This window comes from Blautia ammoniilytica, assembly GCF_025566965.1.
In the GTDB taxonomy this organism is placed as follows: Bacteria; Bacillota; Clostridia; order Lachnospirales; family Lachnospiraceae; genus Blautia_A; species Blautia_A ammoniilytica.
In genome coordinates this window covers 1-20,252 of the sequence record NZ_JAOQJL010000020.1, presented here as the reverse complement: position 1 = coordinate 20,252, position 20,252 = coordinate 1, and the positions used below count along the sequence as shown (strand labels likewise).

General features: G+C 42.9%; 15 protein-coding genes and 1 rRNA gene. 2 read left to right on the top strand and 14 right to left on the bottom strand.

Annotation, left to right across the window (positions count from 1 at the left end):
• The 8 genes from rlmN to OCV61_RS10850 form a co-directional block, all read right to left on the bottom strand.
• Nucleotides 1–1,041, bottom strand: a complete 1,041-nt coding sequence (gene rlmN, locus OCV61_RS10885) for a dual-specificity RNA methyltransferase RlmN (protein WP_158421836.1) — start codon at nucleotides 1,039–1,041, stop codon at nucleotides 1–3.
• Nucleotides 1,042–1,053: 12 nt separating this feature from the next.
• Complete coding sequence (gene rsmB / locus OCV61_RS10880) at nucleotides 1,054–2,403, bottom strand: 16S rRNA (cytosine(967)-C(5))-methyltransferase RsmB (RefSeq protein ID WP_158421835.1); 1,350 nt, start codon at nucleotides 2,401–2,403, stop codon at nucleotides 1,054–1,056.
• Nucleotides 2,396–3,100: a zinc metallopeptidase gene (locus tag OCV61_RS10875; RefSeq protein ID WP_158421834.1), complete on the bottom strand. Its 705-nt coding sequence runs from the start codon at nucleotides 3,098–3,100 to the stop codon at nucleotides 2,396–2,398. The genes rsmB and OCV61_RS10875 overlap by 8 nt, the downstream gene beginning before the upstream one ends.
• A 34-nt stretch (nucleotides 3,101–3,134) precedes the next feature.
• Nucleotides 3,135–4,067: a methionyl-tRNA formyltransferase gene (gene fmt, locus OCV61_RS10870; protein WP_158421833.1), complete on the bottom strand. Its 933-nt coding sequence runs from the start codon at nucleotides 4,065–4,067 to the stop codon at nucleotides 3,135–3,137.
• A gap of 1 nt (nucleotide 4,068) precedes the next feature.
• Nucleotides 4,069–4,545 (bottom strand): peptide deformylase, encoded by a 477-nt coding sequence (def, locus tag OCV61_RS10865; RefSeq protein ID WP_158421832.1) that lies wholly within the window; start codon nucleotides 4,543–4,545, stop codon nucleotides 4,069–4,071.
• A 47-nt stretch (nucleotides 4,546–4,592) separates the two neighbouring features.
• On the bottom strand, nucleotides 4,593–6,812 hold the full coding sequence (gene priA, locus OCV61_RS10860) for a replication restart helicase PriA (RefSeq protein WP_158421831.1): 2,220 nt from the start codon (nucleotides 6,810–6,812) through the stop codon (nucleotides 4,593–4,595).
• Between the two features lie 3 nt (nucleotides 6,813–6,815).
• Nucleotides 6,816–8,288: a UDP-N-acetylmuramoyl-L-alanyl-D-glutamate--2,6-diaminopimelate ligase gene (locus tag OCV61_RS10855; protein WP_158421830.1), complete on the bottom strand. Its 1,473-nt coding sequence runs from the start codon at nucleotides 8,286–8,288 to the stop codon at nucleotides 6,816–6,818.
• 140 nt (nucleotides 8,289–8,428) lie between these two features.
• Nucleotides 8,429–10,429: a DUF7507 domain-containing protein gene (locus OCV61_RS10850; RefSeq protein WP_262582808.1), complete on the bottom strand. Its 2,001-nt coding sequence runs from the start codon at nucleotides 10,427–10,429 to the stop codon at nucleotides 8,429–8,431.
• A 991-nt stretch (nucleotides 10,430–11,420) separates the two neighbouring features.
• Between OCV61_RS10850 and arcC the strand changes: the two genes are divergently transcribed.
• Nucleotides 11,421–12,353, top strand: a complete 933-nt coding sequence (gene arcC / locus OCV61_RS10845; protein WP_158421828.1) for a carbamate kinase — start codon at nucleotides 11,421–11,423, stop codon at nucleotides 12,351–12,353.
• A gap of 139 nt (nucleotides 12,354–12,492) precedes the next feature.
• Here the strand turns inward: arcC and OCV61_RS10840 are convergent, their stop codons facing one another.
• From OCV61_RS10840 to argC, 4 genes are read right to left on the bottom strand one after another with little or no spacing between them, the layout of a single operon-like run.
• Nucleotides 12,493–13,683, bottom strand: coding sequence for an aspartate aminotransferase family protein (locus OCV61_RS10840; protein ID WP_158421827.1), 1,191 nt, complete (start codon nucleotides 13,681–13,683; stop codon nucleotides 12,493–12,495).
• Entirely contained in the window at nucleotides 13,670–14,566 is an 897-nt protein-coding gene (gene argB / locus OCV61_RS10835) for an acetylglutamate kinase (protein ID WP_158421826.1), read from the bottom strand. The genes OCV61_RS10840 and argB overlap by 14 nt, the downstream gene beginning before the upstream one ends.
• 17 nt (nucleotides 14,567–14,583) lie before the next feature.
• A complete protein-coding gene (gene argJ, locus OCV61_RS10830) occupies nucleotides 14,584–15,807 on the bottom strand; it encodes a bifunctional glutamate N-acetyltransferase/amino-acid acetyltransferase ArgJ (protein ID WP_158421825.1) in 1,224 nt (407 codons plus the stop codon).
• Nucleotides 15,808–15,829: 22 nt separating this feature from the next.
• Nucleotides 15,830–16,870: an N-acetyl-gamma-glutamyl-phosphate reductase gene (gene argC, locus OCV61_RS10825; RefSeq protein WP_158421824.1), complete on the bottom strand. Its 1,041-nt coding sequence runs from the start codon at nucleotides 16,868–16,870 to the stop codon at nucleotides 15,830–15,832.
• 357 nt (nucleotides 16,871–17,227) lie between these two features.
• Here argC and OCV61_RS10820 point away from each other — a divergent pair, with 357 nt between their 5' ends.
• A complete protein-coding gene (locus tag OCV61_RS10820) occupies nucleotides 17,228–18,460 on the top strand; it encodes an argininosuccinate synthase (protein ID WP_158421823.1) in 1,233 nt (410 codons plus the stop codon).
• A 125-nt stretch (nucleotides 18,461–18,585) separates the two neighbouring features.
• Here OCV61_RS10820 and OCV61_RS10815 read toward each other — a convergent pair whose 3' ends face one another.
• On the bottom strand, nucleotides 18,586–19,737 hold the full coding sequence (locus OCV61_RS10815) for an AI-2E family transporter (protein ID WP_158421878.1): 1,152 nt from the start codon (nucleotides 19,735–19,737) through the stop codon (nucleotides 18,586–18,588).
• Nucleotides 19,738–20,130: 393 nt separating this feature from the next.
• A 23S ribosomal RNA gene (locus tag OCV61_RS10810) occupies nucleotides 20,131–20,252 on the bottom strand; the annotation flags it as partial.

The following is a 20,252-nucleotide window of genomic DNA, read 5'->3' as shown; positions in this document are numbered from 1 at the left end:
CTACTTCTCGCTTTCTGTTTTCTCCATATAGCTTTTTCTTAATTGCCCACAGGCACCGTCAATGTCGCTGCCCATTTCCCTTCTAATAGTAACATTAATTCCATATTTTTCAAGTTTTATTTTGAAATTCTCCACTGCCTGGTGGGTGGAACGCCGATAAGAACGTTCCTTAACCGGATTAACAGGAATCAGATTTACATGGCAGTTCATGTCCTTGATCCTGCCTGCCAGCTGAGCTGCATCTTCATCCCCATCGTTCACTCCGGCAACCAGACTGTACTCAAAGGTGATCCTTCGGCCTGTTTTTTCAAAATAATTCCTGCAGGCATCTAATACCTGTTCCATAGTATAGCGTTGGGCTATAGGCATGAGTTCCTGTCTTTTTTCATCATTCGGTGCATGAAGTGACAGGGCAAGAGTCATCTGCAGCTTTTCTTCTGCCAATTCATACATTCTGGGAACAATCCCACATGTGGAAACGGTAAGATTCCTCTGGCTGATATGAAGTCCACCTTCTTCTGTAAGAATATGGATAAATCTAAGTAGATTCTCATAATTATCCAGCGGTTCTCCAGTTCCCATCACTACCACATTGGAAACCCGCTCTCCTGTCACTGTCTGAATCCGGTAAATCTGGTCCAGCATCTCTGAAGGCAGAAGATTTCTGGTCCAGCCTCCTATGGTAGAAGCACAGAACCTGCACCCCATTTTGCAGCCCACCTGGGAACTGATGCATACTGAATTGCCATGCTTGTACTTCATCAACACACTCTCGATCACATTACCATCGGACAGTCTGAAAAGATATTTCCTGGTACCATCAATGGCCGAAATCTGCTGATCTACCATTTCCAAAACGGTTATGGGATAATCAGACAGTTTTTCTTTCAGGCTTTTCGGCAGATTTCCTGCCTCATCCCAGGACGTGATCAGATGCTCATGCAGCCAGCTGTAGATCTGCTTGGCCCGAAAAGGCTTCTCCTTTAGCTGCACCATCAGATCCTTTAACTCCTCTATGCTCATCGACTTAATGTCTGTCATACTCTTTTTCCTTTATTTTCTTCTGAATTTTGCAATAAAGAATCCATCTGTCTTATGTACTCCCGGTAAAAGCTGAAGATATCCAAGTGCTGTTGTCTCGGAATGCAGCTCCTCTGGCAGGCATGGATCCAGACTTTCCAGTTTAAACGGATAGTTTTGCAAAAACCACATCATATTTTCTTCATTTTCTTCTTTTGCAATGGTACAGGTACTAAAGATCAAAGTACCTCTGGGCTTCACATAATTAGCTGCCCGATCAAGGATGGTTCGTTGAAGAATCACGATCTCCTCCTGCTTCTGCGGTGTTACACGATATTTGATATCCGGCTTCTTCCCGATCACTCCATATCCTGAGCAGGGAACATCGGCAAGCACAATATCTGCAAGCAGCTCGGATTCCTGGTCGAAAATCGTAGCATCCTGCACCTTTGCCTGTACATTAATAGAATTGGTGCGTCGGATATTTTCTTCGATCAAATTCACCTTGTACTGACTCACATCCCTGGCATCAACAGTGCCAAAGCCTTCCATCTTATCTCCTACATGCAGGCTTTTTCCACCTGGTGCAGCACATACGTCAATCACATAATCCCCTTTTTGCGGATCAGCTGCTTCTGCAACCAGCATGGAACTTACATCCTGTACCAGGATCTTCCCGTTAATAAATGCATCCAATGCCAGGATATGGTCAAACCCTGAGATATGGCAGGCATAAGGCAGATAGGGGGCAGGTTCTACCTTTACTCCCTGATCAGTCAGGCTTTTCACAATAGCCTCCTGAGAATTCAAATATGTACGGCAGCGTACAGTCAAAGGCTTTTCTTCAAGAAAATCTTTAAGGATCTTCTCTGTGGTCTCCTCACCATAAGCCTCCAGCCAGCGTTCAACCAGCTGTTCTGGCATGGAATATTCAACAGACAGGCTTCTTACCAGATTCTCTTCCCTGGAAGGAAATTTCACCTGATCCATCTCTCTTGCAATGGTACGAAGCACTCCATTCACAAAAGGCTTCAAATTATAAAAGCCTTTTCTCTGGGTCAGCTTTACTGCTTCGTTGCATACTGCACTATCCGGAACACTGTCCATATACCGCAGCTGATATACGGCGCTGCGAAGGATTTCCCGGATAGGCGGTTTCATTTTGTCTACTGTTACTTTTGAAAAAGAATCCAGAATATAATCAATCTGGATCCTGTATTCCAAAGTTCCCTCGCAAACTCTTGTGATAAAGGCCCGTTCCTGTCTTGGCAGAAACTGATATTTGGAAAGGGCACTGCGAATAGCAATATGACTGTGCTCTCCTTCCTCGATCTGAAGCAGGATCTCCAGGATCATCTCTCTTGGGTTAATTCCATTAGTCACGATCTCTACCTCCGGCAAGAATAATCAATCTTAACAGCTGGAGAATGGATGAAGCCAATGCTGCCACATAAGTCAAAGCCGCTGCTGTCAGTACCCTTCTGGCTCCCAGATTCTCTTCTGTACTTAAAATCCCTGTGCTTTCCAACAGCCTAAGAGCCCTGGAGGATGCATTGAACTCTACAGGCAGGGTCACAAGCTGAAACAAAACTGCCAGCGAAAAAAGGACAATCCCCAGCATCAGCAGGGAACGCATAGAAAAGATCAGTCCTGCCAAGAAAATCGGCCATGAAAGGCTGGAACCTAGGTTTGCCACCGGAACAATCGCTGAACGGATATTCAGTGGTGCATAATTCACTGCATGCTGAATAGCATGCCCACATTCATGAGCCGCCACACATACAGATGCCACAGATGTCTGTCCATACACATCCTGTGATAAAGATACTGTCTTAGTCCTTGGATCATAATGATCTGTCAGACTGCCCTGGACAGGTACGATCTTCACATCATAAATCCCGGCTGCAGCCAGGATCCGCTCTGCAGTCTGTGCACCAGTAAGGCCAGAATCACTTCTCACACGACGATATTTTGAAAAAGTGCTTTTCATCCTTGTAGAAGCGATCAGCGAGATCACAAGTCCAATTATCAGTAAAATATACGTAGGGTCAAAATAAAATCCATAAGGATATCCGTACATAAGCCTTCAGCTCCTCTCATCAAGCACATCTGCTTTAACCTAACAGAGTTCCCTTTTCTATTTTATAGCCTCGAAGGAATGAAGCTGTATCCATCCGTTTCTTTCCTTCCAGCTGCACTTCTGTAAGTACCAGTGTACCTTCTCCACAGGCCACGAAAATACCGCCTTCCTGTGCCTGAAGTACAGTTCCCGGTGTTGCTCCCTGATTGTCATCTTCTGTTTTGCATTTCCAGATTTTCAATGTTTTTCCGTTTACAAAGGTATAAGCACTGGGCCATGGATTTAACCCGCGTACCAGCCTTTCCAGCTCTGTTGCAGATTTGTGGAAATCGATTCTCCCCATTTGTTTGGTGATCATCCCGGCATAAGGAGTTGGACTTTCTTCCGGTTGTTTCTCATAGACAGCTGTTCCATCCAGAATATGCGGCACAGTTCTGATCAAAAGATCTGCCCCCGCATCTGCCAGCTTATCAAAAAGGCTTCCTCCTGTATCCTCATCTGTAATAGGAACCACCACCTTTGCAATCATATCTCCTGTGTCCAATCCGGCTTCCATACGCATAATGGTAACACCGGACTCTTTCTCACCGTCAATAATTGCCTGCTGAATCGGTGCTGCCCCTCTGTATTTTGGGAGAAGGGATGCATGAATATTAATACATCCATATTGGGGCAGATCCAGGATACTCTTGGGAATGATCTGCCCGAAAGCAGCCACTACGATCATATCCGGTGCTATCTGCTGGAGAAGATCTACAAAACTCTGTTCCCTTACCTTTGCCGGCTGATATACTGTCAGCCCATGCTTTAGTGCTTCTTCTTTGACAGGTGTAGGAACCAGATTCTTGCTTCTTCCTTTAGCTTTATCCGGCTGTGTTACTACTGCTGCCACTTCATATCCGGCTTCTGCAAGTGCCCGTAAAGGCTTTACTGCAAAATCCGGAGTTCCCATATAAACAATCTTCATATCAATCCTCATCCTCATCATAAGTTGTACGGTGAAGCTCTCCTTCTACCAGACGGGTATACATCAGTCCATCCAGATGGTCGAGTTCATGGCAGAATGCTCTGGCAAGAAGTCCTTCCCCTTCATATTCTATCTCATTCAGTTCTTCGTCCTGGGCTTTCACTTTCACATATTCTGGTCTTGTAACCTGACCAGCCATACCAGGTACACTTAAGCAGCCCTCATCACCAGTCTGTTCGCCGGATGATTCAACAATCTCCGGGTTGATCAGCACAATAGGCCCCTCTCCTACATCGATTACTACGATTCTTTTCAGGATGCCCACCTGAGGTGCTGCCAGACCAACTCCCTGTGCATCATACATTGTGTCCAGCATATCCTCAATAAGCTCCAGAATTCTTGGTGTGATCTTGTCTACAGGTCTGCATTTCTTTGTTAAAACAGAATCTCCCTCTGTTCTGATTGTTCTAAGTGCCATTACTATTCTTCCTTTCCTGCTGATTATTATATCCCGAATCATTTCGGTTATGAAAAATCAAATTGTATATATATTTTTCTGAAACCGGAATTAATCTCCATGTATTGTTCCAGTTTTTCCCGAAGTGCAATCAGTACTCTGCTGTCCTGATGCTTCAAATAAATCACCTTTTTGTACATATCTTTGACTTTTCCCACAGACTGGGGAGCTGGTCCGATCATGTGAAGCTCTGCATCCGTACAAACTCTGCGTATAAAGAGTGCTGTATAATGCATGGCCTGGGTAAGTAATTCTTCCTGTTCACATGCGCCTAGCACTGCCATCATATGAGCAGCCGGCGGATAATCCAAAAGCATCCTGTAACCCATTTCTTCCTGGTAAAATGCAGGATAATCCTGAACAGCTGCTGCCTGTATACTGTAGTGATCCGGATTGTAGGTCTGGATCAGTGCAGTTCCTGGTTGAAGTCCTCTGCCGGAACGACCAACTGCCTGTGTAAGCAGTTGGAATGTCCGCTCACCGCACCGGTAATCTGAACCATTCAGTGACATGTCTGCAGCTAGCACTCCTACAAGCGTAACATCAGGAAAATCATGCCCCTTTACGATCATCTGAGTTCCCACCAGAATATCTGCCTTATGGGCTGAAAATGAAGCCAGGATCTGTTCATAGCTTCCCTTATTTCTTGTAGTATCATAATCCATCCGCAGTACAGATGCCTCTGGAAACTCCTTTTGGAGAATCTGCTGAATCTGCTGTGTACCAGCTTTAAATCCTCCAATATAAGGAGAGCCACACACCGGACAGACCTGAGGTTTTCTGATTTCATATCCACAGTAATGACAGATCAGTCTTTCTCCCTGATGCTCTGAAAGTGATACATCACAGTGTGGACATTTCATTACATGACCGCAGGATCTGCAGCTGACAAATCCGGCATATCCTCTGCGGTTTAAAAAAAGCATTGCCTGCTTATGCTCTTCCAGGCACTTTTCCAATGCCTGCTTCAGACTGCGGCTTAGGGCTGACCGGTTCCCTGCTTTCAGTTCTCCCCTCATATCTATAATGGATACCTTAGGCAGTGGTCTGTCCGCATACCTTTCATTTAAGGTGACCAGAAGATATTCTCCCTCCTGTGCTTTCTTATATGCTTCCAAAGAAGGAGTGGCAGAACCAAGGATCACATGGGCATTTTCCAGTTCCCCTCTTTTTACTGCTGCCTCCCTGGTATGATATCTGGGTGTATTCTCACTTTTGTAGGTAGGTTCATGCTCCTCGTCCATAATGATCAATCCTAAATTTGGAAAAGGTGTAAAAAGAGCTGATCTGGGTCCTACCATGATCTGAATCTCGCCTTTTTTGGCCCTTTTGAACTGATCATACCTCTCTCCCTGGGAAAGCCTGGAATTCAGGACAGAGACTTTATCTCCAAATATGGAGCAGAATCTGTGTACTGTCTGATAGGTAAGTGCAATCTCCGGGATCAGTACAATCGCCTGTTTTCCCTCCTCGATCATCTGTTGGATCAGTTCTATATATACAAGCGTTTTTCCACTGCCTGTTATTCCGTGGAGCAAAACAGTCCTTGAGTTGTCAGACTCCCACTCCCTGCGTATTTTACATACAGCCTGCTTCTGTGCATCCGTAAGCTGTGCTTTTCCAGTCAGGGGGATCTTCCTGATATCTACAGGCTTTCTCAGGATCTCCTCCTGTCGTATTTCAAGAATCTTATTTTCCTGAAAATATTTCAAAACTGAAGCAGATGCTCCCAGATCTTTTGCAGCCTCAGAAGCAGGTATCACTTTTCTTTCCAGCATCGCAGCAAGCAGTCGTGTTCTGGCCTTATATCTGGTGCATGAAAGCTGATCAAGAAGTTTTTTCCCTTCTTCTGCTTCGATGGTCAGTACCAGATATCTTTTTTCTTTTGCTTTTACTTTGTTCTGAATAGGCAATACTGTCCGCAGAGCCTGGATCATGGTAGAGCCATATCTCTGTCTCATCCAGGCTGCAAGTACGATCAAGCGACTTTCTGTTGTTTCTTCATCACTTAACAGTGCCTGGATCTCCTTGATCTTTCCCCCTTGAAAGTCAGCTTCTCCCGAAAGGCCTGTAACATATCCTTTTCGAAGCTTGTTTCCATTTCCAAAGGGAACAGAAACTACCATTCCTGCCTGTATCTGCCCTTCCATTTCTTCCGGCACACGATAAAGAAATGTCCGATCCAGCTTTTCATGGGAAATATCAATGATAACATCTGCATAAATCATATTCTATCTGTTTTTTTCCTTGTCTTCTTCAAGGATCTCCCGAATCAGAACCCTTTCGTCCATAGCATACTTTTTCCCTTTGATCTCCTGATAATCCTCATGACCTTTTCCTGCAAGGATCACAATATCTCCAGGCTCTCCATGATGAATGGCATAAGCAATGGCTTCCTTACGGTCAATAATCTCCACATACTTCCCATTGGTCTTGGAAATCCCTACCTTAATATCGTCAATGATTGCCTGGGGATCCTCATCTCTGGGATTGTCCGAAGTAATAATGGTAAGATCTGCCAGATTGCCGGACACTTCTCCCATTTCATAACGACGGAGTTTAGAACGATTACCACCGCATCCAAATAAGCAAACCAGTCTGTGGGGATGATATTCCCTCAAGGTTGTGAGAAGGCTCTCTAAAGCCATGGCATTATGTGCATAATCGATCATAAGGGTAAATTCATCGGACACCTTAACCATTTCGATCCTGCCTTTTACTTTTGCCACCTTCAGGGCTTTCAGGATATTCTCTTCTGATACATTAAAATGACGGCAGATCGCAATGGCTGTAAGTGAATTATAAATACTGAATTTGCCTGGAATATCAATCTCCACTGAAAAATCCAGAAGACCTGTCAGGTGATAGGAAATACCCAGGTATCCTTTCCCACCAATAAGCTTCGCATCTTCTGCACGAAGGTCTGCCTCTTTTGAGAATCCATAAGTTTCCAATTTACAGGTATGTCCTTCAACGATCCTGTCAAAATGCTCATCGTCCCTGTTTACGATTCCTACCACACACTGTTTCAAAAGCATGGCCTTGCATGCCAGATAATGGTCAAAGTCCTTATGTTCATTAGGTCCGATATGATCCGGCTCAATATTGGTAAATATACCGAAATCAAATACAAATCCCTGTGTCCGATGAAGCATCAGACCCTGGGAGGACACCTCCATCACCACGCAATCGCAGCCAGCTTCCACCATCTGATGGAAATAATCCTGGATTACATAAGATTCCGGAGTAGTATTGGCAGCTGGAATCACCTTATCTCCGATGATTGCTTCAATAGTACCGATCAAACCAACTTTGTAGCCTGCATTTTCAAGAATAGACTTTACCATATATGTAGTAGTAGTCTTTCCTTTAGTACCGGTAATCCCAATGGTCTTCAGTTTTCTGGCAGGATGTCCGAACCAGGCAGCTGATATAAATGCCATGGCATATCTTGTATTTTCTACCTGGATCACAGTAACACCGGCTGGTGCTTGTACTGGTTCTTCTGTGATAAGTGCAGCGGCTCCTTTTTCGCATACCTGTGGAACAAATCTATGTCCGTCTGCTACAGCTCCTTTTATGCAGATAAACAGTGCACCTTCTTTTACTTTGCGTGAATCATAGGTAACTTCTGAAATATCTTTATCCAGATCACCCTGGATACAGGTATATTCCAATTCTTCTAATAAGGATGATAATCGCATGATACATTCCTCCTTGTTTTCTATACTTGATGATATCTAACATCATCATATATAGAAAAATCAAAATTTACTCCACTATAGAATAGCACACCCAAGGTTGGTTTTCAATGGGAATGCCCAGGCGGTTTTTTAACTCTGGATTAAGGTCTTTTGCGTTTTTTGTAAAGCATGTGTACTCCAGCAGCAATAGAGATTCCAAAAGCAAGGAGCATCAAATGTTCATACTCCTCCTTAAACATAGGATCACCTGTTTTTGGCGAATCATGTTCTGTAATGTATGCTGTTTCATATGGTGGCTGGTTATCTTCCTGCCCTTCTACAGGTGTATGTGTAATTCCCTGCACAGTCACTGCTGCTTCAGACCGGATCTGCTTTTCTTTTGTTTCATCAGAAGACACTGTCACCTGGTTGATCAGCTCACTGCTCTCAATGTCTTCAGGAAGAACAACAACTGCTTTCAGACCTACTGATTCTCCTGGCAATATCTTCGGAATCAAAGCCTTAGTCCCAGACTTATTCAGCTGTACTCCCTCCATTTCCAAAAATCTGGCTTTTATCCTGGAATCCAGGAATTTCTCTGTACTCAGAACAGAATGTAAAGTTCGCTCGCCTGTATTTCGGATACATATCTGATAAGTAATTGTATCCCCCGGTCCTGCAAGAATACAGTCTGCTGTTTTTTCCACTGTAAAATCAGCTTTCAGAGGCTGGATCATTGTACTTATGACTCTTTCCTTTTTTACTGGCTCTGCTTCATTTTGGATATATGCCTGTACTTTTATTTCCATGACTCCTTCTTCAGATTCCCCAGATTGCAGCCAGAAGATCAGCTCCTGTGTCTGGCCTGCTGCAAGTTTTCCCAGCACTGCCTGACTGTTCTCGTCAATAATAAAGTGCTCCTGACTTTGCTGCCAATGAACAGAATAATCCTTCGCCTGTACCTGCAGGACCAGATTTTCTATTTCTCTTTCTCCGGTATTACACAAAAGGACATGATAATATACGATTTCCCCTGCTTTGGGATTTTCTTTTTCCTGGCTAAGTTCCATAGAAAAATCCAATTTTCCGGCCCGTGCCAAAAGCTCAGGACCTTTACTTTGTATCAGTAGTTTCCTGGATTCTTCTCCTGAAAACAGATTAGTTTCCACTTCCTCCACAACAGACGCATAAAGACCCGATGCCTGCTCACCATTTAAATTCACAGTAAGCGGGCTATCCTGAAATACGGGAAATAAGGTTTTTGTTTCTGCATACCTGTATTCTTCTCGCAGTGTAACAGGAATAGAAATAATTACATGATCCTGCTCCACATCTGCTTCTGTAAAGGTGTAATACAATTTTGAGATCGTAGTCTCAATACCTATCTGAGTGATCACTGGGATTTCTTCTGTATATATTCCATAAGGCAGACCACCCCCTGTCTGATCCAATATGAAATACTCTGAAAGATATGTAGAAAAGCACAGCGTCCTCTGCAATTCCTCGTTTTCATTTTGTAAGTTCTCGTTTCTGTCCTGGCTTGACATCTCATTACGATCTGTTTCCTCTGTATCTACGTAGTTTTCTTCTTCAATCCCTGTTCCAATAACATTTTCTCCTACTATTCCTCCTGTATTTTCTGTTCCCTCTATTATTTCTGTTTCCTCTGTAATTTCTGTTATCTCGTCATTTTCTTCTGCTATTTTCTCCGCAGCTTCTGTTACCGTATCATTTTCCTGTATTTCTGCACCATTTTCTTCAATAGGCTGCTCTTCCGTAACTTCCGTTCCTGTTTCACTGCACTGGCTCAAAAATATATCTGTATCCACCTTTGTCTGTACTTCTCTTTTTTGTATTTCTTCTTTCCATTGTGACAGGCCATTAAAATTAATCTCAATGATTCCTTTATAGTTTTCTTCATCTGTCCATACAGCCCTTTGTTCTATCCTTATAGTTTCTCTTTCATTTATATTAAATTCATTTTCACTGGCTGATACAAAAGCAGCCGACAGCAAAATTTCTCCCAGAATAGTACCAGCCAGAATAATCCCCACATTTTCATTTACAATCCTTCTGGACATTCTCCTGATGTAACTTTTATTAACGCTTTTCTTTTTTCTAAATTCTTTTGGCGTATACTTCTTCATGTTGATTTTCTTCATACTTTTCAAACCTCCTGTCTTTTCATGTTTATCCATGTATCACAGTTACAATGATTCTATAACGCATCCTTGCGGAGCGAAAAAAAACAGACAGATCCCTCCTCTCACATGGAATCCCCCTGTTCCCACAAAGTCAGCTCTTTGACCCATATTTTACGATGTACTAATACAGTGAATATTAAGTAACTGCCATATTGACTTGACTTAGTTTTCGCTGTACCTGCTTAAAACTGTATATGCTTACTGGATATCGCATCGACAGGATGCCTGAAGAAAAAAAGAAATGCAGCCTTATGATCGGCTGTCAAGATAGATTGTTCCTACTGTATCACAACCGATTTCCAAATACAAGAGGGTTTAAAAATTATAATCCTTCTTTAATTTTTCTTTATAAACTTTCGATTTCTTTTATAAATACGACACACTTTACACACAATTGCCATATATAATATGTCTTGGATAGATGAAATACCACTCTCTATCTCCCCCCTCAAAAAGTATAGGAAATGAGCCATCAGGTGTATCCTGATGGCTTTTCCTTATTCTAACATGTACAGTTACGGCTCCATAGTTCAAGTCGAGCAGCTGCGAGACTTGGCGCGTGATTCTGGTCAGCGTAAGCTGACATATTCTTTACAGAATCACTGCGCATCCTCGCGGAGCGTTTATCTCAGTGGGAGATTGGACTCCCACTGAGACGAACTTGCTGTTACTCACCACCTGAAAGAGGTGGGAGTCTTCTCGACTGAGATAAATGACTGTTACAGCCTTACGGCTTCCTGGCGAAATAGCTGTTTCTATGCTACTACTTCCCAGATAAATTTTGTTGCAATTACTCTCCATGTCTTTTATAATGTAAGATATTCGTAATTATTCCATTCAATACCAACATCGTTGCAGATTCAATTTATTGAGGTTTAGCAATATCACATGATTTGGGTGTTTTGACCCTGGATCATACCATATAATTAAAAAAAGCGAGGTATCTCCTATGAGTGAAAAAATCGTAGTTGTGGCATTAGGGCACAGAGCCCTGGGAACTACTCTTCCAGAACAGAAAATTGCCACTAAGATGGCAGCCAAAGCCATTGCAGACCTGACTGAAGATGGAGCACATGTGGTAATCTCCCACAGCAATGGCCCACAGGTAGGCATGATCCATACTGCCATGAATGAATTTGGTAAAGCACATCCGGACTATACCTTTGCACCTATGTCTGTCTGCTCTGCCATGAGCCAGGGTTATATCGGCTATGACCTGCAGAATGCCATTCGTGCAGAATTCATCAAAAGAGGCATCTATAAACCAGTCAGCACTATCCTTACCCAGACAGTAATTGATCCGTATGACGATGCATTTGCAGAACCAGAAAAGGTCATTGGCCGTGTGCTGAATGCAGATGAGGCAGAGGCAGAGGAAGAGAAGGGTAATTTCGTAACAGAGCTTCCGGAGGGTGGATTTCGCAGGATCCTTGCTTCTCCCAAGCCTCAGAAGATCATTGAGATTGAAGCAGTCCGTGCCTTGGTGAATGCAGATCAAGTGGTGATTGCAGCAGGCGGCGGCGGTATTCCGGTTATGGAGCAGGGGATCGACCTTCACGGTGCCAGTGCTATTATTGAGAAAGACCTTACAGCCGGACTTCTTGCGGAAGAACTTGGTGCTGATACACTGATGATCCTTACCAGCGTTGAAAAAGTAAGTCTGAATCTTGGAAAAGATGATGAGAAATATCTTGATGTCATCTCTGTGGATGAGGCACGTACATATATGGATGAGGATCAATTTGCTCCAGGATCCATGCTTCCTAAATTCCAGGCTGGTATCTCTTTTATTGAAAAAGGAGAAGGACGTCGTACCGTAATCACAGACCTTGCCCATGCCAAAGACGGCTATCGCGAGAAAACTGGCACCATCATTAAATAATTTTCAATTCTGAATTATATTTTCAGTTCTGTACTACAAAAAAAGACAGCCCCAGGTATCCGACCCGGGGCTGATTTCTTTTGTAAGAGAAAATTACTCTGTAACGTTCCTGTTACATAAAAATATCTTTTCTCATTATTTATTCCATACACTGATCAAGGATCTCATACATCTGATCCACATTTTCCTTTGTGATCACTAACGGAGGCACAATACGCAGTACATCACTTCCTGCTGAAATCACAAGAAGGCCTTTTTCCAAAGCTTTCTGCACCACTTCTCCGACCGGACGCCCTTTGATCACGATTCCCTGCATAAAGCCCATACCTCGACGGCATGCGGCACACTCATGCTTTGCAACAAGCGCATCCAGTTTTGATTCCAGATAAGGAGTCAGTTCCCGTACATGTGCAAGGATCAGATCTTTTTCAAAAATAGAAAACACCTTACTTACTGCTGCACACACGAAAGGATTTCCGCCATAAGTAGTGCCATGATCTCCTGGCTCAAGGCTGGCAGAAGCAGCCTTTTTGTTCAGTACAAAAGCACCTACCGGAACACCGCATCCAAGAGCCTTTGCACAGGTCATAATATCCGGCTGTACCCCATATGCCTGCCATGCAAAATAATAACCGGTTCTTCCCATTCCGCACTGGATCTCATCCAGGATCAGCAGAATATCCTTTTCATCGCAGATCCTGCGAAGGCCTTCCAGAAATTCCTTGTCAGCAGCATAAATACCGCCTTCACCCTGTACAGTTTCTGTAATAATAGCACAGGTTTTGTCTGTAATCTGCGCCTTAACACTTTCAAGATCATTAAAGTCTGCGAATTTCACGCCTCCCATTAAAGGCTCAAAGGGCTCTCTGTAATGAGCAGTCCCTGTTACGGAAAGTGCACCCACACTTCTTCCATGGAAAGAATGATTCATGGCAATGATCTCATGGTCTGCATGTCCGTCACGTACATAAGCATACTTTTTGGCAGCTTTTAGTGCGCCTTCTATAGCCTCTGTACCACTGTTTGTAAAAAACACCTTATCCATGTGGCTTGCAAGCACCAGCTTGGCACCAGCTTCGATCACCGGCTGGTTATAATACAGATTGGAAATATGGGTAAGCTTGCTGATCTGGTCTTTCAATGCTTCATCATACCCGGGATAATGATACCCCAGCGCATTTACTGCGATTCCGGCTGCAAAATCAAGATATTTTTTTCCCTGTGTATCATAAAGATGAACACCTTCACCTTTTTCAAATACTACTGGGAAACGGTTATATGTATGAAGAATACTAACTTCAGCTTCTTCGATCTGATCATTCATGTTCATTGTAATATTTTTCTCCGTCTTCTCTTAAAATGGCTGTTCCAATACCTTTATTGGTAAAGATTTCCAACAGCAGACTGTGTGGGATTCTTCCATCCAGGATATGTACACGGTTTACTCCTTTTTCAATGGCATCAATACAATTGCCCAGCTTAGGAATCATCCCGCCTCCTACAAAACCATCAGCGATCAGCTTCTGTGCTTCATGGACATGCAGTTCTGAAATCAGAGATGATGGATCATCTTTATCCCTGTAAACACCTTCAATATCCGAAAGAAACGCCAGTTTTTCTGCATGAACAGCTTTAGCGATGGCACATGCCGCATCATCTGCATTAATATTATAAGAATCATAATTCTTATCAAATCCTACCGGGAACACAATCGGCAGGAAATCTTTTTCCAGAAGATCATAAAGGATCCCCGGGTTTACATGGGTAATATCTCCTACATAACCTATATCCTCACCACCAGAAAGCTTTTTCTTGCATTCAAGAAGGCCGCCATCCTTGCCGCTGATACCAACTGCATTTACTCCAAGGGACTGCACATTGGTTACAAGTTCTTTATTTACCTTTGCCAGCACCATTTCAGCGATCTCCATGGTATCCTTATCTGTAACACGCAGACCGTTAATGAAATGCGGCTCCATTCCAACCTTACCTACCCAGCGGCTGATCTCCTTGCCGCCGCCATGCACGATAATCGGCTTAAAACCAACAAGTTTCAGAAGAACCACATCTTTGATCACATTTTTTTTCAGTTCCTCATCCAGCATAGCACTTCCGCCATACTTGATCACTACGATTTTTCTGTTAAAACGCTGAATATAAGGCAGCGCCTCGATCAGCACCTCTGCCTTGTCCAAATACATCTGATTTACCATCTGAAGTACTCCTCCTGTCAGGAACGATAATCTGCATTAATGTTTACATATTCATGAGTCAGGTCGCATCCCCATGCAGTGGCAGATGCACAGCCCATCTTCACATCTGCAATAGCTGTTACCTCACTCTGGGAAAGAATCTTTGTCGCCTCTTCTTCATTATATCCAGTAGAAACACCATTCTCAATGATCTTCAGCTTTCCTGCACTGCTTTCAAAATACAGATCTACCTTCTCAGGATCAAACTGTGCTCCGGAATATCCCATTGCGCAGAGAATACGTCCCCAGTTGGCATCATGTCCGTAAATTGCAGCTTTTGTAAGAGACGAAGTGATGACAGACTTGGCAAGTGTTACTGCCTGCTGCTTTGACTCTGCCCCGATGATCTTAACTTCAAAAAGAGCGGTTGCACCTTCTCCGTCACCTGCGATCTTCTTTGCAAGTGTGGTATTTACATAATTAAGTGCCTGGCAAAAAGCTTTGAAATCCTCGCCCTCTTCTGTGATCTTTGGATTGCCTGCCTGGCCGTTTGCCAACAGAAGAACTGTATCATTGGTAGAAGTATCTCCGTCTACAGAAACCATATTGTAGGTGTCCTTAATATCCTCACTAAGCGCCTTCTGCAGCATTTCCTTTGAAATACATGCATCCGTCGTAATAAAGGAAAGCATGGTACACATATTAGGATGGATCATACCGGAGCCTTTACACATACCGCCTACTGTCACAGTCTGGCCGCCGATCTGAACCTGTACTGCCACTTCCTTTTTCACAGTATCTGTAGTCATGATCGCTTTTGCAGCCTCAGTACCTGCTGCAATGCTGCCATCCAGTCCAGGTACAAGTGCTTTCACACCTGCAGTGATCCTGTCAATAGGGATCTGCATGCCGATCACACCTGTAGAAGCTACCAGCACGCTGTCCTCTGAAATCCCAAGAGCCTGTGACACTGCCTGTGCAGTCTCTTTACAATAACCATATCCTTTCTCACCAGTACATGCGTTGGCAATCCCACTGTTACATACCACTGCCTGAGCATGTGGATGATGATATACGATCTCCTGATCCCATTTCACAGGAGCTGCCTTGACTACATTCGTAGTGAATGTGCCAGCTGCCACACAGGGTGTCTGACTGTAGATCATTGCCATATCTGTACGTCCCTGATATTTGATCCCAGCAGCAGCTGCTGCTGCCTGAAACCCCTTCGCCGCTGTAACGCCGCCTTCTATTTCTTTCATAATACTATAATCCTCCTTGATTTTACGGATACATAGGCACCTGTAATAATCCTTCGTTTTCTTTAAATCCAAACATCAGATTCATGTTCTGTACAGCCTGTCCTGCCGCACCTTTTACCAGATTATCAATAGCCCCCATCATGATCACACGATTGGTCCTTGGATCCAGTTTAAAGTTCACATCTACATAATTGCTGCCCTCAACCCATTTCGTCTGTGGACACACATCTTTATCCAGAACACGTACAAACTGCTCATTATCATAGTATTTATCATATACAGCCTTTACTTCTTCATAAGAAACATCTTTGGTAAGGGATGCATACGCTGTTACAAGAATGCCTCTATTCATAGGCACAAGATGCGGGGTAAAGCTGATCACCACATCCTTGCCGCATGCATAGGAAAGCTGATCCTCGATCTCAGGGGTATGTCTATGTCCTGCTACGCCATAAGCCTTGATATTCTCATTTACTTCGCAGTAAAGATTATCAACCTTTGCCCCTCTTCCTGCACCGGTAGTACCTGATTTTGCATCAATAATAATAGTGTTTGGATCGATCATTCCTTCTTTTACCAATGGATAAATGGATAATGTAGAACAGGTAGGATAACACCCTGGATTGGCCACCAGTCTTGCATTTTTGATATCTTCCCTATTGATCTCACACAATCCGTACACAGCCTCTTCAACAAACTGTGGAGATTTGTGCTGTATGCCATACCATTTTTCATATTTGGCTACATCCTTGATCCTGAAATCTGCACTCAGGTCGATCACCTTTGCTTTAGAAAGTATCTCCTCATTTACAAGAGATGCACATAAACCCTGAGGTGTGGCTGTAAAAATCACATCAACCTGATCAGCCAGTGCTGCCATATTATCATCCATGCATTTTGCATCTACGATCTGGAAAAAATTCCTGTACACATCTGCATATTTCTTATCAATATAACTTCTGGAGCCATACCAGGCAATCTCAACATCTTTGTGTCCCAGAAGAAGTCTTACGATCTCGTTGCCGGCATATCCGGTCGCTCCTATAATACCTGCTTTTATCATCACTTCTACCTCCTGTGCCGTAGATTATACATCTTTTCTGCATATTATGCAATAGCCTTTTTTCCTTATTTTTCTCACCTTTTTTCTTTGTTTGTGCATATTTTCCCTTTATTTTCTATATTATGCTGCATTTTTATGCAAAAAAAATTTGACTTTTTCTTGATTTCCTATTGCATATTTATTTAAAATGTTGTATATTATTTTCCAGCAATGGGTCAAGTAGAAAATCAGGTGAGATGTGAGTGAATAAATATTCATATTTAATTACATATTATGCATATTTTTCACTCACCGCCCTTTGAATCCTTACTACTCGCTTTTGAATATTGAATATTAAAAATGTCAGGAGAAAAAATTATGAAAGAAAAAGTTGTTTTAGCATATTCCGGCGGTCTTGATACCACCACATTAATTCCTTGGCTGAAAGAAAATTTTGGTTATGATGTAATCTGCTGCTGTGTAAACTGCGGACAGGATAACGAACTGGATGGTCTTGATGAGAGAGCAAAGCTTTCCGGAGCTTCCAAATTATATATTGAAGACATTATTGATGAATTTTGTGATGAATATATTATGCCATGTGTAGAAGCCGGTGCAGTTTATGAGCACAAATATCTTCTTGGAACTTCCATGGCTCGTCCTGCGATTGCCAAAAAACTGGTTGAAATTGCACGTAAAGAAGGTGCTTCTGCTATCTGCCACGGTGCAACAGGAAAAGGAAATGACCAGATTCGTTTTGAACTTTCCATCAAAGCACTTGCTCCAGATCTGAAGATCATCGCTCCTTGGCGTATGACAGACGTATGGACCATGCAGTCCCGTGAAGATGAGATTGCTTACTGCCAGGCTCATGGCATTCATCTTCCTTTTGATGAAAGTCACAGCTACAGCCGTGACCGTAACCTGTGGCACATCAGTCATGAAGGTCTTGAGCTTGAGGATCCTTCCCAGGCACCACATTACGATAACATGCTTGTACTTGGCGTTACTCCACAACAGGCTCCTGACAAAGAAACAGAAGTGACTATGACATTTGAAGCCGGTGTTCCTAAAACATTAAATGGCAAAGCAATGAAAGTATCTGAAATTATTACAGAGCTGAACAGACTTGGCGGCGAGAATGGAATCGGTATTGTTGATATCGTTGAGAACCGTGTTGTTGGTATGAAGTCCCGTGGTGTATATGAGACTCCTGGCGGAACTATCCTTATGGAGGCTCATGATCAGCTGGAAGAACTGATTCTTGACCGTGAAACTATGGAAACCAAGAAAAAGCTTGGAAGCCAGCTGGCACAGGTAGTATATGAAGGAAAATGGTTCACCCCTCTTCGTGAAGCACTCCAGGCTTTTGTTGAGTCCACTCAGAAATATGTAACTGGTGAAGTGAAGTTCAAACTGTACAAGGGCAACATTATTAAGGCAGGCACAACTTCTCCTTACAGCCTTTACAACGAATCTCTTGCTTCCTTTACAACCGGTGATATGTATGATCATCATGATGCAGACGGTTTCATCACTCTCTTTGGTCTTCCGATGAAAGTTCGTGCAATGAAGCTTGCTGAAGTAAAGAAAAACACTCAGGGTGAATGATCTGCCCTTGGTAAATCTACATAACATAAAAAGCTCCCTTAAAGATACTGCGAGGGAGCTTTTTCCTGCTTAAATTAACGTACTTTTGTGAAATCCTGTTTTTGTCATTATTCTTAACAGCTTATTTAATTTACAGTGATTTTTTTCTGATCCAGTCTTTTATTTACCCATTCTTTAAACAATGCATAGAAAACAGAAACCAGCGGAATAAAAATCAGCATTCCTACGATTCCCATCAAGCTGCCGCCAACAGTCACCGCAGCCAGCACCCAGATTGCCGGAAGTCCTACAGATCCGCCTACCACATGTGGGTAGATTAAATTGCCTTCAATCTGTTGGAGCACAACAAACAGTACCAGAAAAGCCAAGGCCTTTACCGGACTTACCATCAGAATCAGGAAAAATCCAGTCCAACAGCCAATAATTCCGCCAAACATAGGAATCAGCGCTGTAAATGAAATCAGTACACCGATCAGCATTGCATAAGGGAAATTGCCAATGGTCATAGTAACAAAAAACATAGCCCCCAGGATCACCGCTTCTATACATTGTCCGGTAATGAAGCTGGAAAAGGTTTTGCTTGCAAGTCTGGCCACCCGAAGGATCCTTTCAACGATCCTCTTTGGAAAAATCGCATAAAATGCCTTTTTCATCTGCCGTGCCAATCGTTCTTTAGTCAGCAGGATATAGCATGCAAATACAAAACCAATACCTACATTCATAGCTGTACTAAAAATACCCTTTGTAAAGGAAATGGTAGAGGCCACAATATTATCAGCACCATTTTTAAGTGTATTCATTACAGAATTCAGAATCTTCTCAGGCTGAATATTGATGGAATCAGCCCATTTTACAATCTGGGAATCCTTTTGAAATGTACTTTCCAACCACTGCTGGATCTGTGGAACTCGCTCTTCCACACGCTTTGCAACACTGACCAGAGCATTACCGATCTGGGGAAGCACAACCAGTACAACAAGCATGATCAGTAGAATGATAAATACAATGGAAAGGAACAAGCTTACAGGTCTTGCCGCTTTCTCTGCACTTTTTTTATGGTTTTCTTTTGCCTTTCCAAAAAGATGACGTTCAATAAATGTCATTGGTACATTCAATACAAATGCCATGGCTGAACCTACAATAAAAGGGAGCAATAATCCCCAGCCCAGCCCCAATACATCAAGTACTACATGAATATTCTGAACTCCAAGATACAGGATAATGGCAAAAGTGATTAGATATCTGATCTTAGTCATATTTTCTTTATTCAGGTCCATGCATTTTCCTTCTTTCTCTTTTTCTCTTCCGTTAGTGATGCTTTTCATCCTGGATTTTTTTATTGTATCATTAATCTCTGGAATCTGCTACAGTTTCTTTTTCATATAGACTATAGCGAAATTGCAAAGCACGGAGCAATATTTTATTGCATAAAAAAAAGCAATGAACCAAGTCCACTGCTCAAATGTTTTTGTACCTTCAAAACCACATACATGCCGACATCCTTTGGAATCGTGAAATCCTGCAATTAACTATTCTCGAAAGCGGTCATCTCGCAACTACGTTGCTCGATGCCTTTTGCTTCGCAAATGCCCCTGCCACAGTCTCTGTGTCCATCACCAGGTAAACCTGCCTCTGTCCACATCCCTGTGCCATGGCCGCTTTCTCGCTTTTTGGTCAAGCCCTCGACCGATTAGTACTGGTCAACTCCGTACATTACTGCACTTCCATCTCCAGCCTATCTACCTCGTCGTCTTCAAGGGGTCTTACTTCTTTCGAATGGGATATCTCATCT

What these genes read in the sequence shown, in the direction of transcription:
- fmt (WP_158421833.1), bottom strand. Translation starts at nt 4,067, where the DNA reads ATGAAGATTGTTTATATGGGAACTCCGGATTTTGCAGTAAAGCCTTTA.
- argB (WP_158421826.1), bottom strand. Translation starts at nt 14,566, where the DNA reads ATGGTAAATCAGATGTATTTGGACAAGGCAGAGGTGCTGATCGAGGCG.
- OCV61_RS10840 (WP_158421827.1), bottom strand. Translation starts at nt 13,683, where the DNA reads ATGAACATGAATGATCAGATCGAAGAAGCTGAAGTTAGTATTCTTCAT.
- argJ (WP_158421825.1), bottom strand. Translation starts at nt 15,807, where the DNA reads ATGAAAGAAATAGAAGGCGGCGTTACAGCGGCGAAGGGGTTTCAGGCA.
- OCV61_RS10820 (WP_158421823.1), top strand. Translation starts at nt 17,228, where the DNA reads ATGAAAGAAAAAGTTGTTTTAGCATATTCCGGCGGTCTTGATACCACC.
- OCV61_RS10855 (WP_158421830.1), bottom strand. Translation starts at nt 8,288, where the DNA reads ATGCGATTATCATCCTTATTAGAAGAATTGGAATATACCTGTATCCAG.
- def (WP_158421832.1), bottom strand. Translation starts at nt 4,545, where the DNA reads ATGGCACTTAGAACAATCAGAACAGAGGGAGATTCTGTTTTAACAAAG.
- rlmN (WP_158421836.1), bottom strand. Translation starts at nt 1,041, where the DNA reads ATGACAGACATTAAGTCGATGAGCATAGAGGAGTTAAAGGATCTGATG.
- OCV61_RS10875 (WP_158421834.1), bottom strand. Translation starts at nt 3,100, where the DNA reads ATGTACGGATATCCTTATGGATTTTATTTTGACCCTACGTATATTTTA.
- priA (WP_158421831.1), bottom strand. Translation starts at nt 6,812, where the DNA reads ATGATTTATGCAGATGTTATCATTGATATTTCCCATGAAAAGCTGGAT.
- OCV61_RS10850 (WP_262582808.1), bottom strand. Translation starts at nt 10,429, where the DNA reads ATGAAGAAAATCAACATGAAGAAGTATACGCCAAAAGAATTTAGAAAA.
- argC (WP_158421824.1), bottom strand. Translation starts at nt 16,870, where the DNA reads ATGATAAAAGCAGGTATTATAGGAGCGACCGGATATGCCGGCAACGAG.
- OCV61_RS10815 (WP_158421878.1), bottom strand. Translation starts at nt 19,737, where the DNA reads ATGGACCTGAATAAAGAAAATATGACTAAGATCAGATATCTAATCACT.
- arcC (WP_158421828.1), top strand. Translation starts at nt 11,421, where the DNA reads ATGAGTGAAAAAATCGTAGTTGTGGCATTAGGGCACAGAGCCCTGGGA.